The 22710-nt window shown below is 34.9% G+C and carries 22 protein-coding genes, 1 pseudogene and 1 riboswitch; of the genes and pseudogenes, 7 read left to right on the top strand and 16 right to left on the bottom strand.

The genetic code is table 11. From position 1 onward, the window contains the following. Window positions 1-59: 59 nt before the first annotated feature. Entirely contained in the window at window positions 60-539 is a 480-nt protein-coding gene (gene rraA / locus JFU54_RS15390) for a ribonuclease E activity regulator RraA (RefSeq protein WP_201065111.1), read from the bottom strand. Window positions 540-737: 198 nt separating this feature from the next. Here rraA and JFU54_RS15385 point away from each other — a divergent pair, with 198 nt between their 5' ends. Beyond that, on the top strand, window positions 738-2168 hold the full coding sequence (locus JFU54_RS15385) for a YfcC family protein (protein ID WP_002142506.1): 1431 nt from the start codon (window positions 738-740) through the stop codon (window positions 2166-2168). A 142-nt stretch (window positions 2169-2310) separates the two neighbouring features. On the opposite strand, the gene JFU54_RS15380 is transcribed toward JFU54_RS15385, so the two are convergent. From JFU54_RS15380 to ybaK, 5 genes and pseudogenes are all read right to left on the bottom strand, one after another. Then, entirely contained in the window at window positions 2311-3138 is an 828-nt protein-coding gene (locus JFU54_RS15380) for an endonuclease I family protein (protein WP_201065097.1), read from the bottom strand. A gap of 474 nt (window positions 3139-3612) precedes the next feature. Continuing rightward, window positions 3613-4494: a 5'-methylthioadenosine/S-adenosylhomocysteine nucleosidase gene (locus JFU54_RS15375; protein WP_201065084.1), complete on the bottom strand. Its 882-nt coding sequence runs from the start codon at window positions 4492-4494 to the stop codon at window positions 3613-3615. A gap of 177 nt (window positions 4495-4671) precedes the next feature. After that, a riboswitch (purine riboswitch) is annotated at window positions 4672-4775 on the bottom strand. A 199-nt stretch (window positions 4776-4974) separates the two neighbouring features. Then, window positions 4975-5699, bottom strand: a pseudogene (locus JFU54_RS15370) (helix-turn-helix domain-containing protein); the annotation flags it as partial. Window positions 5700-6075: 376 nt separating this feature from the next. Then, on the bottom strand, window positions 6076-6576 hold the full coding sequence (locus tag JFU54_RS15365; RefSeq protein ID WP_002013963.1) for a GNAT family N-acetyltransferase: 501 nt from the start codon (window positions 6574-6576) through the stop codon (window positions 6076-6078). Between the two features lie 647 nt (window positions 6577-7223). Next, a complete protein-coding gene (gene ybaK, locus JFU54_RS15360) occupies window positions 7224-7700 on the bottom strand; it encodes a Cys-tRNA(Pro) deacylase (RefSeq protein ID WP_002013965.1) in 477 nt (158 codons plus the stop codon). A 342-nt stretch (window positions 7701-8042) separates the two neighbouring features. On the opposite strand from ybaK, the gene JFU54_RS15355 reads away from it, so the two are divergent. After that, window positions 8043-9338: a histidine--tRNA ligase gene (locus JFU54_RS15355; protein WP_207192625.1), complete on the top strand. Its 1296-nt coding sequence runs from the start codon at window positions 8043-8045 to the stop codon at window positions 9336-9338. 157 nt (window positions 9339-9495) lie between these two features. Here the strand turns inward: JFU54_RS15355 and JFU54_RS15350 are convergent, their stop codons facing one another. Further along, window positions 9496-9777 (bottom strand): DUF1292 domain-containing protein, encoded by a 282-nt coding sequence (locus JFU54_RS15350; RefSeq protein WP_002013967.1) that lies wholly within the window; start codon window positions 9775-9777, stop codon window positions 9496-9498. Window positions 9778-10140: 363 nt separating this feature from the next. Beyond that, on the bottom strand, window positions 10141-11193 hold the full coding sequence (locus tag JFU54_RS15345) for a pyruvate kinase (RefSeq protein ID WP_201065081.1): 1053 nt from the start codon (window positions 11191-11193) through the stop codon (window positions 10141-10143). Between the two features lie 267 nt (window positions 11194-11460). Between JFU54_RS15345 and JFU54_RS15340 the strand changes: the two genes are divergently transcribed. Beyond that, entirely contained in the window at window positions 11461-13134 is a 1674-nt protein-coding gene (locus JFU54_RS15340; RefSeq protein ID WP_201065078.1) for an alkaline phosphatase, read from the top strand. An 84-nt stretch (window positions 13135-13218) separates the two neighbouring features. On the opposite strand, the gene JFU54_RS15335 is transcribed toward JFU54_RS15340, so the two are convergent. Then, window positions 13219-13899: an NAD(P)H-dependent oxidoreductase gene (locus JFU54_RS15335; RefSeq protein ID WP_061674355.1), complete on the bottom strand. Its 681-nt coding sequence runs from the start codon at window positions 13897-13899 to the stop codon at window positions 13219-13221. A 127-nt stretch (window positions 13900-14026) separates the two neighbouring features. Between JFU54_RS15335 and JFU54_RS15330 the strand changes: the two genes are divergently transcribed. After that, on the top strand, window positions 14027-14401 hold the full coding sequence (locus JFU54_RS15330; protein WP_002013973.1) for a winged helix-turn-helix transcriptional regulator: 375 nt from the start codon (window positions 14027-14029) through the stop codon (window positions 14399-14401). 240 nt (window positions 14402-14641) lie between these two features. Continuing rightward, on the top strand, window positions 14642-14827 hold the full coding sequence (locus JFU54_RS29775; RefSeq protein WP_242489429.1) for a hypothetical protein: 186 nt from the start codon (window positions 14642-14644) through the stop codon (window positions 14825-14827). 327 nt (window positions 14828-15154) lie between these two features. On the opposite strand, the gene JFU54_RS15320 is transcribed toward JFU54_RS29775, so the two are convergent. From JFU54_RS15320 to JFU54_RS15295, 6 genes are all read right to left on the bottom strand, one after another. Next, window positions 15155-15442, bottom strand: a complete 288-nt coding sequence (locus JFU54_RS15320; protein ID WP_201065076.1) for a hypothetical protein — start codon at window positions 15440-15442, stop codon at window positions 15155-15157. A gap of 248 nt (window positions 15443-15690) precedes the next feature. Continuing rightward, window positions 15691-16392, bottom strand: coding sequence for a hypothetical protein (locus JFU54_RS15315; protein WP_002167958.1), 702 nt, complete (start codon window positions 16390-16392; stop codon window positions 15691-15693). 468 nt (window positions 16393-16860) lie between these two features. Then, window positions 16861-17619: an SDR family oxidoreductase gene (locus JFU54_RS15310; protein WP_002013978.1), complete on the bottom strand. Its 759-nt coding sequence runs from the start codon at window positions 17617-17619 to the stop codon at window positions 16861-16863. Between the two features lie 56 nt (window positions 17620-17675). Then, entirely contained in the window at window positions 17676-19340 is a 1665-nt protein-coding gene (locus JFU54_RS15305) for a putative ABC transporter permease subunit (protein WP_016100989.1), read from the bottom strand. Next, window positions 19333-20058: an ABC transporter ATP-binding protein gene (locus JFU54_RS15300; protein ID WP_002033261.1), complete on the bottom strand. Its 726-nt coding sequence runs from the start codon at window positions 20056-20058 to the stop codon at window positions 19333-19335. Before JFU54_RS15300 ends, JFU54_RS15305 begins: the two co-directional genes overlap by 8 nt. An 88-nt stretch (window positions 20059-20146) precedes the next feature. Beyond that, window positions 20147-20341, bottom strand: a complete 195-nt coding sequence (locus JFU54_RS15295; protein WP_002142517.1) for a hypothetical protein — start codon at window positions 20339-20341, stop codon at window positions 20147-20149. A 331-nt stretch (window positions 20342-20672) separates the two neighbouring features. Here JFU54_RS15295 and JFU54_RS15290 point away from each other — a divergent pair, with 331 nt between their 5' ends. Both JFU54_RS15290 and JFU54_RS15285 read left to right on the top strand, forming a co-directional pair. Next, window positions 20673-21032, top strand: a complete 360-nt coding sequence (locus JFU54_RS15290) for a DUF3796 domain-containing protein (protein WP_002013983.1) — start codon at window positions 20673-20675, stop codon at window positions 21030-21032. Further along, window positions 21020-21220 (top strand): helix-turn-helix transcriptional regulator, encoded by a 201-nt coding sequence (locus JFU54_RS15285; protein WP_002084410.1) that lies wholly within the window; start codon window positions 21020-21022, stop codon window positions 21218-21220. Before JFU54_RS15290 ends, JFU54_RS15285 begins: the two co-directional genes overlap by 13 nt. Before the next feature lie 301 nt (window positions 21221-21521). Here the strand turns inward: JFU54_RS15285 and JFU54_RS15280 are convergent, their stop codons facing one another. Then, window positions 21522-22484 (bottom strand): tubby C-terminal domain-like protein, encoded by a 963-nt coding sequence (locus JFU54_RS15280; protein ID WP_201065074.1) that lies wholly within the window; start codon window positions 22482-22484, stop codon window positions 21522-21524. Window positions 22485-22710: the final 226 nt, after the last annotated feature.

The raw sequence follows: 22710 nt of genomic DNA, 5'->3' as shown, positions 1-22710 counted from the left end.
AAAGGATTTTGTCCATGCTTTATCGGATTTATTTTCTAAGAATAGTAACTTACTAACCTTTAACGATGCAAACTCTTTTCACTAATAATGACGCCATCTTCATCCGCATACACATATTCATTTGGCTTCCATTCTACTTGTCCAAATTGCAATGAAATACCACGCTCTCCTCTTCCTTCTTTTATACTTCTATTTGGCATCGTCCCTAACGCTAAAATACCAATATCTATATTCTTTAGTTCACTAGAATCACGAACATATCCATTCACAATAATCCCCGCTAGCTTTCTTTCCTCCGCAATAGCTGCCAAATTATCACCAAGTAACGCACAATTCGTAGACGCTCCGCCATCAACAACTAATACCGTTCCTTCTGGTAATGTTTGCAATCCCTCTTTCACTAGTACATTATCATCCTTCACTTTTACCGTTGCGATTTTCCCATAGAATTGTTTTTTCTTCCCGAAAGACCGAAAAGACTGGCGACATATTTGTAATTCCTTTTCAAATTCATCACATAGATCCGTAGTTTTCCACATCTCTTTCCCTCTTTTCTTTTCCTTTTATATTACATATTCTTGGATTTTTTTCGTTTCCCTGTCTAATGTTGCAAGAATTTGTATGTGCAGAAAAAGGATAGAAAAACTATTGCCTTAAGAAGCCACCTTTATTATAATCTATTTCACGGATAAATTTCAGAATATTAAAAATTAACCAGGTGAAAAAGGAGGGGTTTTATGCAATTACAGACCGAGGTAAAAAAACAGCCGAGTAAACGAAAGTTTAAAATGCCTGACGCGTACGTACTACTATTTTTTATCGCCTTACTTTGTGCCATTGCTACATATTTCGTTCCTGCTGGAGAATTTAAAAGAGTTACAAACGGTACTGTTACAACTACAATACCAGGAAGTTATCATTCTGTTCCACAATCGCCGGTAGGGTTTGTTTCTTTTTTTACCGCTATTGAAAAAGGAATGACACTTGCTGCTCCGATCATCTTTTTAATTTTATTTACAGGTGGAGCCATTGCAATTCTTGAAAAAACAGGTGCTCTTGACGGTTTAATCTATCATGTAATTAACAAATTTCGGAATCAGCAATTACTTTTCATTTGCATTGTCGCCGCACTCTTTTCTATTCTCGGAACGACTGGTATTATCGTGAACTCAGTTATCGGCTTTATCCCCATTGGCATCATCGTTGCACGCACATTAAAATGGGACGCTATCGTCGGCGTAGCAATTATTTATTTAGGCACTTATGCTGGTTTTAATGCTACTATTTTATCTCCCTCACCTTTAGGCATTTCACAAAAAATCGCAGAACTCCCGATGTTTTCAGGAATTGGTTTACGTACGGCAATTTATATCTCTTTTTTAATTGCTACCGTTTTGTATATTAATTGGTATGTAAAACGCTTAAAAAAATCGAATAAAGGAAGCATACTCGGAGATAACTGGTTTCCAAGTAATGCTCTTTCAAGTGAGAAAGAAACAGAGAAAACAGAAGTTCCTTGGACAATACGTCATAAATTAATTTTACTCGTTTCGGCTTTATCATTAATTGCATTTTTAATAGGCGCTTTTCGTCTACATTGGACGGACGCAGAAATGACCGCTACTTTTATATTCATAGCAATTACAGCGGGAATAATAGGTGGTATGAAAGCAAACGATATCGCTTCTACTTTTCTAGCAGGCTGCCAAAATCTCATATACGGTGCTTTGATCGTCGGAATGGCTCGTTGTATTTCAGTCATTTTAGAACAAGGCAAATTACTTGATACAATCGTTAATCAACTCGCACAGTCTCTCGAAGGACATAGCCCTGTATTTGGCGTTCTCGGCATGTATGTAAGTAGTGCCGCATTACATTTCCTCATTTCATCCGGGACAGGAGAATCTGTTATTTTCATTCCGATATTAGCTCCATTAGCCGATTTCATGCATATTACACGCCAAGTTACAGTACAGGCTGTTATGCTTGGAGAAGGTGTAGTGAACTGCCTCAATCCAACTTCTGGTGTTTTAATGGGCGTTCTCGCAGCGAGCGGCATTTCTTATGGAAAATGGATTCGCTTCATGGCTCCACTTGCATTCATTTGGTTTATCATTGGACTTATTTTTCTTATTGTTGGCGTGAATATTGAGTGGGGACCGTATTAAAAGACTCATATTATACTTAACTTAATAAAATATCTATCCTATTCTCCAATCCTATAAAAATCACTTATTCTAGTATAGATATAAACAGGGATTGATCATAGTGATCAATCCCTTCTCTCAAAGCAAAATACCTTTAAATATTTTAATTCCAAATTTTATTTACCCATTCAGGATGATCAATAAAAGGATTGCGATTATGTTGATATTTTGTAAAAATCACTTCATTACGCTTTCGCTCTAAATCATCTACCGGGTCTTGTTCATTCCATTTTAGTAAAACGGATAGTTTACCCATGTATGGATCTTTATTGTTATTCACCTTCTCATTTAATTCTAAGTCTATTTCGCCGTTGTCTCCTTCATAACGAACAGCCATGTAAAATAGCATTCTAGCGATATCTCCTTTTACACTATCACGAGGTTCCCAAGAATCACTATCATACTTACATTCTGTCGCTTCTGAATGATTCACACCACCATTATCAAAATCCAGATTTCCACGTGAGCTATTTACAGATACATCCGTCGCTCTTAAATGATGCAAATCTGTTCCAGCTCCTGCAGTCGTTCCAAAATCACCGTGTGATTTTGCCCAAACATGCTCTCGGTTCCAATTATCAACTCCTGAACCATTCGTAAGTTTCCCTTGCGAACGCCCAGTATATAAGAGTAGCACATTGTTTTTATTATTTGGATCTTCATCAGTATCTCTTAGTGCTTCCCAAACCGCACTGTATGATAACTTTGTATGATCATCAATAATATTATGAAGTTCCTTCTTTAATTCTAAACCCATTTTTCCTATTGTATTATTATAATATGTATCGTCATAGCTTTTTACAATAATCTCTTGTGGTGATGCAGAAGCTACTTCACCGTGTATGATATCTGTGAATGATAGAGATGCAGTACCTAAAATAAAAAATGAAGATAGTGTAACCATAGCAAGCCTTGTATTTCTAAACTTCATATACCCATTTCCCCTTTAAAATATAATTTGAAGCTATTAACTAAAAAATGCTTTCTAGCCCCCAAAAACTTTTAGAAAGCCATACCCATCCTTTTCTTTTTATTTAATACAAAACTCTATTGAGTCTGTATTATTTCCACACTTTTTGTTTATCTACTTTTCACAAGGAATATCCTTCTCTAGTAAAGATTATTAAAATATTCTTTACAATTAAAAAGTAGTTTAATGTTAACTTATAAATTTCAATTTTTTTATGCAATTATGCATATTTGATAAATCGTTCGACTTTTCTTTTTTCTATAACTGTCTTTATTTTTTGTGTAAAACCCTTCTTCCTCTGTAGAATAAGTACAAAAATAGATTGGATACCATGTAAGGCACCAATCTATTTTAATTAAAGAAACTTTGGTAATTCTGAGTTCACAACACATTGTGAAGTAATGATAACATTTTTATATTGAGACAGAACTACTACTATTTATTTGGTATCGAATCTATATACTTTTTAACTACTTCATATACATATTCTTGATTTGCCGCCGCTGTATTTGGATTGTATTTTCCGCCGTTTGTTTTATTGTTAGATAATACTCGAATCCCTAAAAATGGTACGTCATAAGCTTTTGCGATTTGCGCTGCTGCTGCACCTTCCATTTCTTCTACAGATGTACCGTATTTTGTATGGAACCATTTAATTCTATCAACTTCATTATTCCAAACGTCTGCTGAACCTATAGTACCTTCGACCACTTTACCTTTTGTATATTTATCTTTTACTGCATTAGCTGCTGCAAGTAAATCCTTATCTCCCTCGTAGTATCGGATTTTCTCAGCATTTGGATCTTCCCCTGCACTCCCTTCAGAAGCCATCAGGTCCATAGATATCCATTTTTCCGGTTCAATTCCTTGGTTCTCATTCATATTTGTTGTTTTTAGTGAACCTATATTCGCGACTTGTTTTCCTAACACAATATCAAATACGTTTAAATTAGGATCATGTCCACCTGATGTTCCTTGGTTAATAATCGCTATAGGCTTATATTTTTCAATAGCCACTGCTGTAGCGGCTGCTGTATTTTCCATTCCTTTACCTGTTTTCGCAACGATTACAGGATAATTGTCTACAGTTCCTTTATAAAATACGAAACTCCCAGATTTTTCTTCTTCCACATTTTTTAACCTTTTTGCAAATTTTTCAGCTTCTATTGGCATTGGGCCTTGAATTAAGATAGGGTTTTGAGTGCTTTTTGCCTCTGCTGCTTGTTTTGGACTAGCATTACATCCTGCAAGTATTGAGAATGATAATGCGATAGTAGTTGCTAGGGCACCATATTTTTTTAACAGATTTTTCTTCATAAATAATCTCTCCTCTTTCTCTTGTTGTTTTCTATACTCGATGTTTTGGTCCAAAGAAAAAAGCTCTAGAAATTGTAGAAAAATCTCTACTTTCTAGAACTACGGTAGTCAAAGTTAATTAAGCAAAAGATGAGGCCAATGCTAAATTATAGAACGGTAGCGGCTCAATACAGAAAGCGACCGAATACTTTAACCCGTAGTCCAGTTCTTTCATTGGGAACTAGGTAGAAACGCTCGGACCATATTACCGAGTATATACGAGTGATGTTATTTAAAATTATTATATTGGTAATATAACAAACTTTTAGTGTATACGCAATCTAAAAGTGAACATTTTTAATAAAAATAATAAAAATGTTCGTTTTTACAACTTAAATAGTTAGGATTCATCATTCCTAAATGGATAACGACGCTAAAAAACTCACAACCCATATACTAAACTAGATTAACCTACAACAACCGATCTTTTACAGACAATTACTCTACCTTTTCAGCGTTTGAGGCATTTACTACTACATAATTCGGTATTGTCGCAACGAGTTGTATTAAATGTTGATACATACTAATTTGCATCATTTCATTCGCCTTTTCAGCATTTCCAAGCATTTGATACGCCTGCGCAATTAGATCTTCCTTTGGAAAGTTAGGACGTATCGTTTCGCCAAGTAATTGAAGCTCCTCATTTGGTCTATTGAGTATAAGATAGCAAGTTGCTTTAAACGATACCGCCTCTTTCACAAGAGAAACATCTTCACTTTCTCCCTGCACTCGGCTAAAGAGATACATTGCTCTTCTAAAATTTCAATTCTTCTATCCATATCCTCTGTTAACATGTGGTGATTAATAAAAAGTAGCCCCATTTGAATTAATAATGGAAAACAAGAATAATATTTTTTTGTCACTTCCCTGCACTCCATCATTACTTCATCAAACGGTTCTTCACTAAAAGCTTCCGCTAGTCTATGATATAAATTTTTAATATCTTCCTGTTCCATTTGCAGTGTATAACAGATTAATTCATCTATACTTATGTTAAAGTACGATGCTAACAGTGGCAAAAATGTAATATCCGGATAACTCTGCCCAGTCTCCCATTTGGAAACAGATGCTTTCGTAATACCGATATACGCCGCTAACTCTTCCTATGTAATTCCTTTTTCTTTTCTCTTATCCGCAATGATTTTATGAATATGAATTTCTCTCACTGTATCACCTCATACTTTTATTATATGTACTTTATTTCACACAAAATATAGATTTAAAGTCGACTTTCGTTAATAAAATCAACTGTTAGGAAACATCTCTCTAAAATAAAAGGCAGGAACATATTTGATATGTTCCTGCCTTTTTATTGTGGGGTACCGATACATAGCCATCTAGCTAAGATTTTGAAGTGCTTCAAAATCAAAAATTTCATCTCACCACAGTTTTCTATGAGAATCCAGTGAACAGCTTATTTACATAATTTTCGAAAGCGGAAGTTAAAAATTCTTAGTTTCTTGCTCAATTAAAGCCACCCGTTAGTTAAACAACAGAAGGTTTCTTAGTCAAGAACCGCTCCAATCGTATTACGGTATTAAATTACATATCATAAGGTTCGAGCTTCAAAATAAATTCTTCAACATCCTTGCCTCTTGCGTTGGAAAAACCTTTATCTTCAGAGATGATTTTAAACCTGCATTTTTCCAATACCCTAATGGAGGCGAGGTTATCTTTAGCGGCACGAGCATAGAGCGGGCGTACCTTAATATACTCCAGAAACTCTGACAACGCTTTAGTTGCAATACCATGACCCCAATATTCCTTCCCAATCCAGTAGCTTACTTCGGGTTCGCCGAACTGTTCAAAGTTCGAGACGTGTCCAGTGACAATGCCATTGAATAATATAGTCTTAATTGTAATAGTCTCGTCAGCAATATTTTTTTTCCAATGGTCAAAAAATGCGTCCTTATCAGTGGGGTCTTTAGCTGTAAAAGCAGCCATATAGTTCGCCGTTGAATCTAGTTGTTGTTCGAAAAAGATAGGTAGATCTTTCTCTGTGATATCTCGTAGCTTCACTTCGCTTTTGCTAATGGATTCCATATAATTCACAAGCTCCTTAACATATTTTTTAATATTAATTCTTCCAAATTTAGAGAAATTCCTTCTTCAACTAATCTGCCCTTTAGTTGAAGAAGGAACAATGCATATTGTATACATGATCAGTTAACATAACGTCTCATTATCGGTAGCAAGGAAAAAGGAGAACCCTGCTCTCACAAGGGAACCTTCTTTTTTAGTTCTATGAATCTATACATTTTTTTATACATTCCTATCCTGGCACGGTTTTAGGGCTCTTGTTTGTTACTAGATTAGCCAAAAAACTGTATAAAATCTTGCATGCTCTTAGCGTGGGGTTTTTCCAAAATACTGGCATCCCCCAATATGTGCTTTCTTATGGGTATTTCTTGAACCCTCATTAAAACACTTTCCCGTCCTTTGTCTATCTTTAAAAGTAACTCTGCTTGTTTATTTAAAGTCCTTGAAACGAGGCATTGTACTCCTCCTAAAGCCAAACAAATGATTAAAATTACACATCCATATTATACTGATTAAACTAAAAATTCAATCTCTTTTTATTTCATTCATTATGTAAATAAAAAAGGATAATCCGCCCTCATAATGGACTAATTATCCTATAAATCTTTATCTAAATTTAATAAAATTAGAACTTCTTTTCCTATGTATACTTATTTCGTTATTTCACCAAACTGCGCTCTCGTCACTTTCGCCAAGTCATCAACTTTAAGCTCAATTTGTACTCCAATTTTCCCGCCACTTACAATGATCGTTTCAAGCGATTGAGCACTCGCATCAATACATGTAGAAAATAACTTCTTCATTCCTACTGGTGAACAACCGCCGCGAATATACCCTGAAACTTTCGTAATATCTTTAACAGGAATCATTTCTATCTTCTTTTCACCGACCGCCTTTGCGGCTGCTTTTAAATTTAGTTCCTCATCTACTGGGATAATGAACACATGATAATCCTTACTATTCCCTTGAGCGACAAGTGTTTTATATACTTCTCTCACTTCTCGTCCAATTTTCTCTGCTACGGATACTCCATCAATTTTCCCATCGTCCGGATCATATGACATCATCGAATATTCAATTTTTTCTTTATCTAATATTCGCATCGCATTAGTTTTATCTTTTTTCATAGCGGTCTCCTTAAAAAGTTATTTCATATTATTAAGTTTTCTTTTATTATACACTCTTTTCAATTTCTCCTACATAACTTCACGCATTCTTCAAAACTGAAAATATTGATATTTCCAAATTCATCTGATATAATTTGGAAAAACTTATGTTAAGGAGAGATTTTTAATGCGAACTTTTAATACTTCTTTCCAACTTCATCATCATACGTAACGCCGTGTATCCGAAGAAAAATTTTTCTTCGTGGGTACAGGGCTTTTCCTGTTGACCCACGAAGCGTTCATAAAGCTATGTGGGTATTTTTATACCCGCATAGCTTTTTTTAATTTAAAAGAGGAGTGATTATGGTGGAAATGAAAAATGTAAAAGGGACAAAAGACTATTTACCAGAGGAACAAGTACTACGAAATAAAATTAAAAGAGCTTGTGAAGATACGTTTGAACGTTATGGCTGTAAACCGTTAGAGACACCAACGTTAAATATGTATGAGCTTATGTCTTACAAGTACGGTGGTGGCGATGAAATTTTAAAAGAAATATATACACTTAAGGATCAAGGAAAACGCGATCTTGCCTTACGTTATGATTTAACAATTCCATTCGCAAAAGTCGTGGCGATGAATCCGAACATCCGCCTACCCTTTAAACGCTATGAAATTGGGAAAGTATTTCGAGATGGGCCAATTAAACAAGGAAGATTCCGTGAGTTCATTCAATGTGACGTTGATATAGTCGGTGTAGAATCAGTCATGGCGGAAGCTGAACTCATGAGCATGGCGTTTGAGCTGTTCCGAACGTTAAACTTAGAAGTAACGATCCAATATAATAACCGAAAATTGTTAAACGGTATTCTCCAGTCTATTAACATCCCTACTGAACTAACGAGTGACGTAATTTTATCATTGGATAAAATCGAAAAGATTGGGATTGATGGTGTACGAAAAGATGTATTGGAGCGCGGGATTACTGTAGAAATGGCCGATACAATATGTAATACTGTTTTATCTTGCCTAAAGCTCCCTATAGCCGACTTTAAAGACACTTTCAATAATACACTTGTCGCCGATGGAGTAAAGGAACTACAACAACTACAGCAATACTTACTCGCTCTCGGAATAAATGAAAATACGATATTCAATCCGTTTTTAGCAAGAGGACTCACAATGTATACAGGCACTGTGTATGAAATCTTTCTAAAAAATGGCACGATTACATCTAGCATCGGTAGCGGTGGTCGATACGATAATATTATCGGAGCATTCCGTGGTGATAATATGAACTATCCAACAGTCGGTATTTCATTCGGATTAGATGTCATTTATACAGCTCTATCACAGAAAGCAACAACATCATCTACAGCAGATCTTTTTATCATTCCACTCGGGACAGAATTACAATGTTTACAAATTGCCCAGCAATTGCGTTCTACTACTTCCTTAAAAATCGAACTTGAACTAGCCGGACGTAAATTGAAACGTGCCCTTAATTATGCAAATAAAGAAAATATCCCGTATGTGCTAATAATTGGTGAAGAGGAACTATCTACAGAAACAGTTGTATTGCGTAATATGAAGGAAGGTACTGAAGTGAAGATTCCCCTCTCTTCCTTGGAAAATAACACATTTAATAACTATATATAATAAGCGCCACCCTCATTTGGGTGGTTTTTCTAGTGCATAAATAAAGAGTCATTCAGTTTACATAATATAATTATCGATTTCTACAAATGTAATTTTCAACCATATAACAAAAGAGGGCAGATATGCATCTCCCTCTTTTGTCTAACTCTTTTTATTATTATTCTTGTTCTTGCTCGTCCATAATCTTCTCGAACGCCGCAGATACTTTTTCAAATTCCTCGTCATTCTCTATGTATGAGAATTCATTATCTTCTTCTACTTTTAAAAAGAAGATATCAATGTCTTCCTCAGTTTCTGTTTGAATGTCTTCTACAAAGGCAACCGCAATATATTCTGCACCTTCGACATCCATCGCTCCAAGCACTTCAACTTCCTGTTCTTCATTATTCTCATCGGTAAGACTAAAAATTTCGCCTACTTCAATTGCTTCCATATTCATTCTCCTCCTATCATACTCTAAAAAATAAAACGTTCAAATTGCACACTTACTAACATATCTTTCCATAAAAAAGTTGAATTCATACAGAAAGAACAACAAATTCTTGCTGATTCAGCAAAAGTATTCAACTATAAGGATATCATTTATGAATAGGAATGAACATATTTTAAATGAGATAATTGGATTAATTAATTTAAAATCCTTCTTTAGATTTCCGAAAGACCTCCATGTTCCATAATGATTCTTTCATATAGGCAGCTGGAATGCCACCTTTCAATCTGTAAGTAAATACTAAAATAGCACCTCCTATCCTGATTCCTTTCCGTACGTTTTTAGGATGAGAGATAAATCCTTCTATATAAACTAAAGAGACTTATGCAGCAATTCCAATACATCTTTCATCGCAAAAGGACCGTCTTTTTTTACATGCTCAGCGAATTCAGAAACGAGACATAATGTTTTCACACTTTCGATTGGATGCTCTCCTGACGCACTTTCAGCAGAAAGCATAACAGCATTCGTCCCGTCCAGTACAGCTTGAAATACATCTGTCACCTCAGCTCTTGTAGGAATAGAATGATCTACCATAGATTGAAGCATTTGTGTCGCTGTAATGACATATGTATTCGTTCGATTGCACTCACGAATCATCATTTTTTGCAAAAGCGGAATAAATTGATACGGCAATTCCACACCTAAATCTCCCCTTGCGATCATAATGCCATCCGCTTCTTTGCATATGTCTTGAAAATTCTCGATTGCTTCCATCGTTTCTATTTTTGCAATTAAATTAGGAGATGTTTCTTTATGTTCATGTATAAAACTTCGTATTTCCTTTATATGACTAGGTTTTCGAACGAAAGAACACGCAATAAAATCAACTTCCTCTTCTAAAAGAAATTGAATATCTTTTTTATCTTTCTCCGTAATAGCTGGCAAACTAACAATTGTACCTGGTAAGTTCACCCCTTTATGAGAGGAAATATTGCCACCTGTTTTTATTCTCGTTTCTATTTTTTCCGAACTTATCTTTTCAACGATTAACTCAACTTCTCCATCATTAATAAGAATTCTACTTCCAACTTTCACGTCATTCGCAATCCCCACATAATCAACACTTGCTCCTTCTTTATTCCCTTGAACTGGATTGGTATGTAAAGTAAATAACTCCCCTGCTTCAAGTGTAATTTGTTCCTCTTTCATTTCACCCAATCTTATTTTAGGACCTTGTACATCCCCTAGAATTTTAATAGAATCGTCTAACGATTTTACTAAACGAATGATGTCTTTATGACTTTCATGCGTACCATGTGATAAATTTAACCGAACAATTTTCATACCATTGTTTATTAACTGCGCTAACGTTTCTTCATTATTACTCGCTGGCCCAATTGTACAAACTCGATCAATTGTCATGTCCCCACCATCCTTTTTTAAATGTTTCCCATAAAATAAAGAGAAGATTCTTTTTATAGGAAAGACCGTGTAACTAAGGGTGCAAAGAGGTTTTATATGAAGAGAATATTTTGCTGAAGAAATAGCTTTAATTTAACTTTTTGTGCCCAACATTTTGACTCAATCGTTATTGTTAGTTTCGTTGCAATGGGGTACTACTAATAATAAATCTTGTTTACATACGAACGTTAGATTTGGATATCGAAAACGACCTATGGAGGAACCACAATGACTACTCTTCGAAAAAAAATAATGGGACTAACATTAGCGGGAACGGTAGCACTATTTACATTAGCAACAGGAATCATAATGAACGATAATGAGGTAAAAGCTGAGGTAAAAAAAGCAGGAAAGCAACCTAAAAATGTGATTTTCATGGTTATAGATGGGACAAGTTCTTCTGCTACAACATTAGCCCGCTGGTATAAAGGTTCACCTCTTGCACTAGATCAAATTGTATCCGGAGGTGTTCGTACGTATTCCGCAGAATCAGCTATTACGGACTCTGCACCAGCAGCCACAGCTTTAGCGACAGGAAATAAATCAAATTCAGGCTACGTGGGCGTATTACCTTCTGTTGTGAATTCACCTGGCTTAGAACCAGTGAAAGAAGAATGCAAGTTTCGTCCAGTTGCCAACGTCTTAGAAGGCGCAAAACGTTCCGGCCGCGCGACAGGAATCATTGCTACATCAGAAATTCAACATGCTACTCCTGCTAGTTTCTCTGCCCACCACGTTAACCGTAAAGATTTCGAAGTACTTGGTGAACAGCAAGTTTATCAAAATATAGAAGTTGTATTAGGTGGTGGAAAAGCAGCACTTCAGCCTACGACAAGCAACGGAATTCGTAAAGACAACGAAGATTTAGTAAAAGTGATTCAAGACAAAGGGTATGACTTTGTCGAAACAAAAGATGCGTTATTAAACTCCAAATCAAAGAAAATCTGGGGTTCTTTCTCTAATACTGCCCTTGCGTTCGATATGGATCGTAGAATAACCAATCCTAAGCAGCCAACTCTTTCCCAGATGACGAGAAAAGCAATTCAAACATTATCAAAAGATAAAGATGGTTTCTTCTTATTCGTAGAAGGCAGTAAGGCAGATTGGGCAGCACATGCAAATGACCCAATCGGGATGATTAGCGATGTATTGGCATTTGATGATGCAGTTACAGAAGCATTAGAATTTGCGAAGAAAGACGGTAACACTATGGTCATTGCTTTAGCGGATCATGGTAATAGCGGTATTTCCATTGGTAACAGCAATACCACAAAAGGCTATGATACTACACCAGTATCAGCTTACATTGCCCCACTGAAAAAGGCGAAAATGACACTTGAAGGTGCTACAAATAAACTAAAAGATGATTTATCTAATATAAAAGAGATCGCTGCACTTTACGGTTTAGACGACCTAACTGATAATGAAAAAGAGCTGTTAAAAGCTGCACAAAAGAAAACTGATGTAGGTCCAATCCTTACTAAATTATTGGCCAACCGTGCGAACATCGGTTTTACAACTGGTGGTCATACGGGTGAAGATGTATTCTTATACTCTTACGGTCCTCAAAAGCCATACGGTTTAGTCCAAAATACAGACATTGCGAAAATAATGGCTAAAGCAATGGGCTTTCAATTAGAAGAATTATCTAAGAAATTATTCTTAGATGCTGAAACATCCTTTAAACAAATTGGTGCAACTGTAACGATTGACAAAAAAGATGTACGAAACCCGGTGCTTGTAGTAAAACGCAATAATACGGAAGCCAAATTGTTTGTTAATAAAAACATTATCTATATTGGTGGGAAAGATTATGAATTAGGAGGCATCGTTGTAGAAAGCAACGAGAAGTTCTATGTACCTGAAAAAGCACTTCAACTATTCACAAAGCATTCTCGCTAAATTTAAAAACAGACATAAAAAAACGCTATCCTTTCTATAGAAAGGGTAGCGTTTTTTTCGTTATATGGATACAAATTTATCTTATTAAATCCATTCAACAATAGTATCCATAGTTTGTCTTGTTTTATTAAATTTTGGTTCTCCTTTACGGTATCCAAATGCAACCATAACTGATACCTCAAGATTATCATCTTTTAAAATTCCTTCTTGACGAAGTAAAGAATCTACTTTTTCTTTATCGAATCCTTCCATTGGACAAGAATCAATACCGATTTGAGCTGCACTAGTCATCATATTAGCTAAAGCAATATAAGATTGCTTCGATGACCAATCAAATACAGCACGTTCGGAGTCTAACAATTTAAAATCCGATTCTTGGAATTTTTTGAAGAATTCATATCTCATCTGTTGAGCTTCTTCAGGCAATCCAATAATATCTTTCATCATGTGCTGAATATACTCTGCATCATAGTGCATATCTTTGATGGTTCTTGAAAGAACAATGACAAAATGACTTGCTGTTGAAAGCTGCCCACCTGCTCCCCATGAATATGGTAATAGTTTTTCTCTTAATTCTTTATTTTGTACCACAATAAATTTCCAAGGCTCATATCCAAAAGAAGAAGGAGATAATCTTCCTGTTTCTAAAATAAATTTAAAATCATCTTCTGAAATTTTCTTCATAGGATCAAATTCTTTACATGCATGTCTAAAGTTAAAAGCCTCAATAATTTTTTGTTTTGTATTTTGTTTTGTGTTAGTCATAAAAGATCCCCTTTTCATTAAATTATTATTTAACCAAATTATATTTTTAAAGTAACAATGATACAAGTACGCACATTTATGTGCTATAGTATCAAAAAAGATACTATTGTTAAGGGAGAGTCTTTTTATGATTAGTTCAAAAGAAGATGATGTAAATTATCCATTTTTAAATAAATATTCTTGTCCAGTAGAAGCTATGGTCGAGGTTATTGGCGGAAAATGGAAAGGTGTTATTCTTTATCATTTATTAGATGGTAAGAAACGATTTAATGAATTAAAAAGATTAAAACCTAATATCACCCAAAGAATGTTAACACTTCAACTTAGAGAACTTGAAGCAGATGGCATCGTACATCGGGAGGTATATCGTGAAGTACCTCCTAAAGTAGAATATTCGCTAACCGAACTAGGCGAGTCGCTACGTCCAATTATCCTTTTAATGATGGAATGGGCGACTAATAATATGGAGCAGGTTTTGGAAAGTAGAAATAACACTAAATAGTATTTAAAACCTGTAATTAGCCATTACAAACAACTCAAAAAAGATTGCCTCTTAGTATACAGGCGATTTTTTTTGAGTAAAAGGATTATTTTATTTAACTTTTTGTCAATATGTTGCGTTATTTATAAATTATTGCTTACTTTTGTAAAACATAATATTTTTCTATTAAACTATTCATCTTAATTGGTTATTATGTGTTTGAGAGCAAATCTCAATTAAAAACCATAAGGAGTGTTTATCTTGAAAAAATTCTTAGCTATCCCTGTAATTGCTGCATCTCTTATCGGCTTAGGTCAAACTTCAACATTCGCGGCAACCGAAGAAACAAAGGTAAGTCCTGCAAGTACTGAGTCTAATCAAGTGCAACTTCCACCAGTTCAATATGCTTTAGAGGCTAATGAAGAGTTCGCTTTTTACGGTTCATGAATTTACAAATTTAACCATGAAGGCAGGAAGGATCTAAGAGTTTTCCTTAAAAATATTGGTAATGAAACTTTCAGTTATGATTTATATAATTCTAAAGGTGGATGGTTATCAAACGGAAAGTTAACACCTGGACAACAAACTATTAATGAATTTAGTACTGAGTGGTCTGATTGGCTTCCTAATGGTAAATACCAGATTGTATTTAAAAATAACAGTGGTGCATTTTCTAAAGTCAAAATTGCTGCAAGAGCACTAGACGAGTTTGAAAAATAGTACTTTTGCAATAATATTACCGATTGGAGCAGTTAGCTTTTGCTAGCTGCTCTTTTATTCTTTTCGTATTGTTGCTGCCATAAAGTATGGAGGACCATTCTTTCCATATTTCATTACCTCGTCAATATCCTGCAATTGTTGGATACCTTCCTCATCGTTACGATCACCAGGAATAATAATTGATGTGCAATATAATGGTGTAACTGACTCCTCATCATATGGCGACTCTTCAGTGAGATAAAACTGAGCTACCATTGGAAGTTCTTCTCTTTTACAGATTTCAAGAATCTGCTGCATTAACGGTGCAATTTCTTCATCATAAACTTCCTCTTTATCGTACATATCAATCCATTCCCCTTTTCTACAAAATGAAATTTTTGTAGAAAATAATGAACTTTAAAAACTACTAAATTGCAAATATAAATACAAGGGAGCGTTTTATATGACTTCCTATCAAAAAATATCTTTAATAGTTATCACTCTTTTTTATCATTGTGATGTTCCTTTTAAATGAAAGCTTTATTTCTTAACACCCAACGAGAATGTACAACAAACTAAAAAGGCCTACTCACACGAGTAGGCTTTTGAAACTATGAAAGCTTCGTTAATAATTGATTTAAATCTTTTTTCGTTTTCGTCGTTAATGACTTCATTTTATTAATATCGATCTTTTCTTTCTCCGCTCCTACAATTAACGGATACATACTTTGGCCAATTGTTTTATATTCAGTCGGATGCGATGCTTCTAACTCTTTTTCAATTACATCCCACTTCTCATTAATTTGTTTTCCAAGTTTATTAACTGTTTCTAATTTAGGATTTGCAGCTAATTGCTTGTCTAAGCTTTCAATTAATGTAACGACTTCTTTTACATTTGTTTTCACAGCTACGCTTTTCTTCGGATCTTTCGTTGTCTTTCCACTTGACGTTTGGTCTGTCGTTTTCCCGCTAGTTGATTGATCTGTTGTTTTCCCGCTAGTAGTTTGATCATTCGTTTTTCCTGTCGTTTCTTTTTCTTTTGTTGTTTTGCCGTTACTTTCTGTTCCTGATGATTCCTTTGTATTTTTTGCATCCTTATCTGTTTTTTCATTCGAAGAAGTATTTGTGTCTTTTTCAGTGTCTTTCGTTGTTTTTGACGCTTCATCTGCACTTGTCGTTTTCGATTGCTCTTCATTTTGTGCAGTTGCCTGATCCTTCTTTGCTGCATCTTTATCTGTGGAGGTACTACAAGCTGCCATTGTAAGCATTGTACCAATTGCTACTGATGCGATAGCGACCTTTTTCATTTTCATATAAATCCCCCTATGTTTATATAATTTATCCCGCATTAACGGGCAGTAAGACCCCCACCTCAGAAGTCGGATGGTGCAAGGAAGTTAGGTGCGAGATCATGGTGAAGGCTAATAATCAGTGGGGGATAAACACCCCCTCACTGATTAAAGTTTCACTTTATCCTCCTCTTTACGATTCTATTTCCCCTTAAAAAATCCCTTTTCATACGAATCACCATCTTTCCGACAGTAATCTTCATAATAATACGTACAAAAAACGATAAATTCATTTTAATATTCGAGTTTTTTCTACTACATTTTCCTCCTCTGTAGCAAAAGAAAAGAGTATGTTGTCACATGAAGATTTACAATCTACAAATGACAACATACTCCCCTATCAATTTTTTATCTTTCTTGACATTTTATTTATACAAAAAACAAAATAATTACTAATTTTTTTATTTCTCAACACTTGTTAACATAATATTTTTATGAATAACCACCGTTCGAATGAATGACTTGCCCAGTAACCCACTTCGCTTCTTCACTTACTAAAAAAGCAATTAAGCGTGCCGCATCCACCGGTTCTCCAACTCTTCCTTGCGGGAATTTCCATACTAAATGATGCTGTAATTCCTCTGTAATCCATCCTGTATTCGTTGGTCCTGGATCAACAGCATTGACTGTAATCCCCTTCTCCATAGCAACTGGTGCAACTGACTTTGTAAATGCTTCTATTGCTCCTTTCGTTGCTACGTATGCTAGTTCATCTGGCATCGGGCCTAATGACTGCCCAGAAGTAAGATTTATAATACTTCCACTCGTTTTAAGTGAAAAATGTTTAATAAATAATGAACTTAATAGCATAGGAGCACGAACATTGACCGTATAATGTTTATCTAACTGTTCTACATCTAACTCTTCAATTTTCGTAGGAGTAGAATACGCCGCATTATTAATAAGAATAGATGGATCCCCTAAACGTTCTGATACCATATACAATACACGATTAGGCGAATAAGACTGCGATAAGTTGATTTCTGCCATTTCACATCGAACGCCGTAACTTTCAATTTCCTTTTTCAACAAAAAGGGCTCTTGATCATTCATTCCCCATGGCATCGCTTTATCGTACCGAGGCCAGTACGTGAAAAAAATGTCTATCCCATTTTGAGCAAGCACCTTGCATACAGCTGCACCAATTCCATTCAGACGAGTTGCCCCTGTTACAATTGCTATTTTCTTCACCTTTTCTCCTCCATCTATGGATAAATCCCCTGCACGAATACAGAGGATCTACCTTTTTAATTAATATTTGACAATATACGCTCAGCGCCTAATTTTAAAATTTTAATAAAGATATAATTTACAATCGTAAACATTACAAATAAAACGATAAACATAATCCAAAGTCCTACTTGAAGGAAGAAGTATAATACACTTACACCCGCTACAATAACTAAAGCTATTAAAATATTAGCTAAAAAATTCCACAAAGTTGTATATCGACTTTTAAATAATTTCTGTTCTGTATCCCAATGAATATCTGCAGTTTGTGCATCCCAGCGTGTACCGATTAAATTAATTAACAATAAACCGTTCGCACTTAGTAAGAACCAAAGTATCATGAAGACTGGCGAAATACCTGCTACAAATGCCATTGTAATACCGAATACTCCTAAAATGACTACATTAATTAACCAGGCCGTTATCGCTTTCGCAAAAAAGATATCCGAAGCCTTTACTGGTAAGTAACGATTCACAAACCAAGAGCTTCCATCTCGTGAGAATGACGTTGTTGCAATAACGTTACTCCCCATTAAAAATAAGGATGCACAAAGGCCAACACCAATTGCGAAACCTGCTGATTCTGGATTATCAATATATTCCGTAATCCATTTTAAATTTCCATCTTGTACAAACAAAACAAAAAACAGCATAATTGGCATAACGAAAGTTTGCACAATACAGTTTAAGAAAAATTGTGGTGTACGGAATAACGTTTTAAATTCTTTTTTCACATATGCTTTTAAATGAGAACTTTGTACTGTTGATTTCTGTAAACCTTCTGCTGAAATTACCTCTTTCTTTGCTGTACTCGTTGAAAGTCCAATAACCCCTTTTAAATATGTACGCTCTGCAATGTAATAAAACAAACCGAAAAATGCGATAGAAATAAGAATGTATATTAGTACGTATAATATTCCCTTCCACGATGCATTTTCTACTAATCCCATTGCACCAAAATATGTAGTTGGAAAATAATTTGTCATTTGTATGAAAAGGGAGGATTGATTATTTGTAAGATAATTCGCAACTGAATCTCCAGCTCCAGATACTGCACTTTTATTTCTCCATTGCATAAATACATTGATTCCGACGATAAATAGTATACTTACGATTCCAATAAATATACTTCCTCGATCTTTATTTTTCGCTATATTCGTATACCTCATAATAATTGTCATAATTAACGAAGCTAAAACTAGCGGAATGATCGGGAAGAATAAGTAAATGACAATCATATAAATGTAATATGTAATGAAAGCACCACTCTTTAAACCGTAAGTAATAAAGATAGGCAATAAAATAAACGAGCTCATTACGTATTGTGTAATTAACACTGTAAAGAACTTTGCCGAAATAATTTGCGCTGGTTTTAACGGTAACGGTAGCAACATTTCAACATCATTACTATAGTAAAACACTGTTAAAATGTTCATAATACTCATCAAAAATACCCATATACTAGCAACTGCTAATCCCATCGCAATAACAATCCCTGGATCCTGTCCGAGGTGTATCATTCCTTCATATATTCCATGGGTCATCGAACCGAATATTAAAAAACCTACAAATAAAATGGCTGCAAATGAAAATAAATACGCCCATCTTTTCTTTTTATCTGTTATGAAATCTGCATAATTTAATTTCAATAATACTTTCGTTAACGTCCAAATTTTACTCATTGCCCGTCATCTCCAAGAACATTTTTTCAAGTGATTCATTGGATTCAAAATGATCTCTCATTTCATTTAAATTCCCTTTAAACTGAAGATTTCCCTTATTAATAATCGCGACGCGGTCACATATTTTTTCAGCTACTTCTAATACGTGTGTCGAGAAAAATACAATCTTCCCTTTATCAGCATGTTCTCTCATCATTTCTTTTAAAATATATGCAGATTTCGGATCAAGACCTGTTAACGGTTCATCTAAAATCCACACATCTGGTTCATGTACGAGCACACCGATAATAACAATCTTTTGTCTCATACCGTGTGAATAACTTTGAATTTGATCAGATAAAGCATTGTACAGATCAAACTTCTTCGCTAATGACTCTATTCGTTCTTGTCTTACTTCCTTCGGTACTTCATACATATCAGCCATAAAGTTTAAATATTCAATCCCTTTTAATCGTAAAAACATATCCGGGCTATCTGGAACATAGCCAAATGTTTTCTTCGCTTCCATCGGATTTTTCATAATATCTTTACCGTTGATTGTAATGGTTCCTTTGTCCACCCCATGAATACCAGTAATCATCTTAATTGTCGTTGATTTACCCGCACCATTCGGTCCTAAAAACCCAAAGATTTCTCCGCTCGGTACAGATAAACTTAAATCTTTTACTGCATAGGTAGATCCATTATAACTTTTTGACACATTCAAAATTTCGATCATTACATCCAATCCTTTCCTTAATTACCAATTAACTATATTAACATTATAGCATACTTATATTTATAGATTTTTACATTTTTCAGTTTTTTTAACCTTTAAAATAAATATAAACTCCTAATCCAACAATTAAAACAACAGCTAGTATTATATAAATCATCGTAAGTCGTTTAATATTTCCTTTTGTCGCTTTACTATAATTCGCATCACCATTTCGCCCAATTAACACCGTTCCAATTACAGTAATAACTACAAGTAATATAACGATCATTATCCCAGTTAACATTTCGTCCTCCCCCTCCTTACATCCATTTTACGATATTTCCCTTTTTATTTTACAGAATATTTAACCTTTTTTACTATTATTATGAAATAAATCGCAAAACTATTATTACTATGAATTTCCATATGTGATATATTTATAACATATAGTGATTTATCCCGCATTAACTGGCAGTAAGACTCCCACCTCAAATTTCGGCTGGAGCAAAGAAGTTAGGTAGGAGCCCTGCTGCCCGTAAACGCCCGATTGGTGAAGGCTAATAATCAGTGGGGGATGAACACCCCCCACTGATTAAAGTTTCACTTTATTTCTAACATCGAAAGGAGAATCTATCATGAAAACGACTTGGATTAAATATTTAGGATTTCTCGGTTTCTTTGGGTTTCTCGGATTTTTTTATGAAAAAGGATTGTTTACTCTGTTCTGTTTCTTCTCCTTTTTCACGACGTATAGAACGGTTCAACACGATGAACTGTTTGAACAAATCGTCAATAAATCTTGCCGCAACGCCTTTATCGTTACGTTATTAACTACCGCTATCATTATCTTTATTGAAATGCTATTTCCAAGCCCTACACTACAAGAGATTGATATCGCTCTTATTTTCAGCACACTCATTCTTACGTTCGGTTTCTCTATGTTCTTTTACGATAAACCAGTTGATGAAATGGAAGATGCACCATGGCGTTCGTAACGAAGATAAAAGAATATCGTGCCAAAGTACATATGACGCAGGAAGATTTAGCGAAAAAAGTTGGTGTACGTCGTGAAACGATTAGCCATCTCGAGAAAGGAAAATATAATCCTTCCTTACAGCTTGCTCATGATATAGCGAGAGCACTTCATAGTACGATTGATGAGGTTTTTATTTTTGAGGATTAATAAAGGGCACCAAGTTTAATATATAATACTGAATCTAAAGTAATTAAAGATATACTAGACGACGCATGTTGTTTAACAATGTAGTTTTAAGGTGTATCAACACTTTGCTTGATACGCCTATTTTTTATGGTTTTTATCACTACATTCATCAAAGCGACCAGTATGTTGCAACGAAAATACCGTACTTTTTCCAGAACCACATAAAAAATACCAGTATTCTTTCCATGAAGAATACCGGTACTTCTCATTTATCCCACTATTTACGGGCAATACGACCCCCACTGATTAAAGTTTCACTTTATCACCCATACAAAACAGCATGAAATACACCTAACAGTAAGTATTGATCCTCTATATAATCCTCATCATATACATCCATCTCGATATAATACATATCTTCCTCAAGACGAATATTCCAATCTGCGATTACATAGCCGTTTCGTAATAATTTTCCAAGCCCAATTGAAGTTTTGTGAACAACATATTCTTCTGTCTTATATGTAAAAGTAAATAAGAAATTTGCATCTAATAACTTTCCGTCACATACAAGTATTTCATGCTCTGCATCATTATTATCGATGTACGTTACTAAAATCCTTCTTTGACGCTGCCTACTTACATCCTTTGCAATGACGCGAATATTGTTCTTACTATCCTTTATTTCATAAATGATATTACTACCGACTTTCGGAATGAAGTCTAGCACTTTCATCAACGTATTTTTATAATAGCCCCGTACTGCGCCTACTCCTTCGCTTCCATTGTAAACCTCTATCGAAGTCGTATCCGCTTTACTATCACACAGTCGTTTATAAGAAAGCTGCATCATTCGCTCTCCTCTTAAGTACTGATCAAACGTCACAAGATATCCTATCGCGCGCAGTTCCTTATTTAGCTCATATAAATAGCGTTGAACGCTCTCTACTAATGTTGTAGTTGATATACGCTCTTGAAGTTCAAATTGCTGCCAACTGGAAAAAACTCTCCACTGATCTTCCTCTTCATATACGAATCCGAGAATTACTTCCTCACGGTCACTCGTTTCATAATTCAATTGTTCTTTCTGCCCATGTTGCACTTGTTCCATCCACTGTCCTAAATAAATGCCAAGCTCTGCAACCTTCATGCATGACTTCTGAAAAAATACGCTGTCACTCACGCGAATCGTTAAATCCCCTTCAATAAAGCCATTTGCATAAGCGGCATACCGTGGCTCATCCTTCTGCGGGATAGCCTTGTCTAACTCAAATAAAAACATTAACATCCTTCACTCACCTCTAGTTGTTACACAGCTCATACATGACATCGCATCACTCTGAGAAACTATATATATATAAATATTTAATTATCGCATTATAAAACGTGAATGACCTTAGTATAGTAGCGCTATTTTTGCTTCGCGAACTCCCTCATAATAGAATAACTATCCTTTTATTATTTTTTTCTTGACTTAGAGTTCACTCTAATTATTATAATCAACTCATAGTTCA

The organism is Bacillus sp. TH19 (assembly GCF_016651075.1).
GTDB classification, from domain to species: domain Bacteria; phylum Bacillota; class Bacilli; order Bacillales; family Bacillaceae_G; genus Bacillus_A; species Bacillus_A mycoides.
Note: the sequence above shows the minus strand (reverse complement) of the source record. Positions and strands in the feature narration are given on the sequence as shown.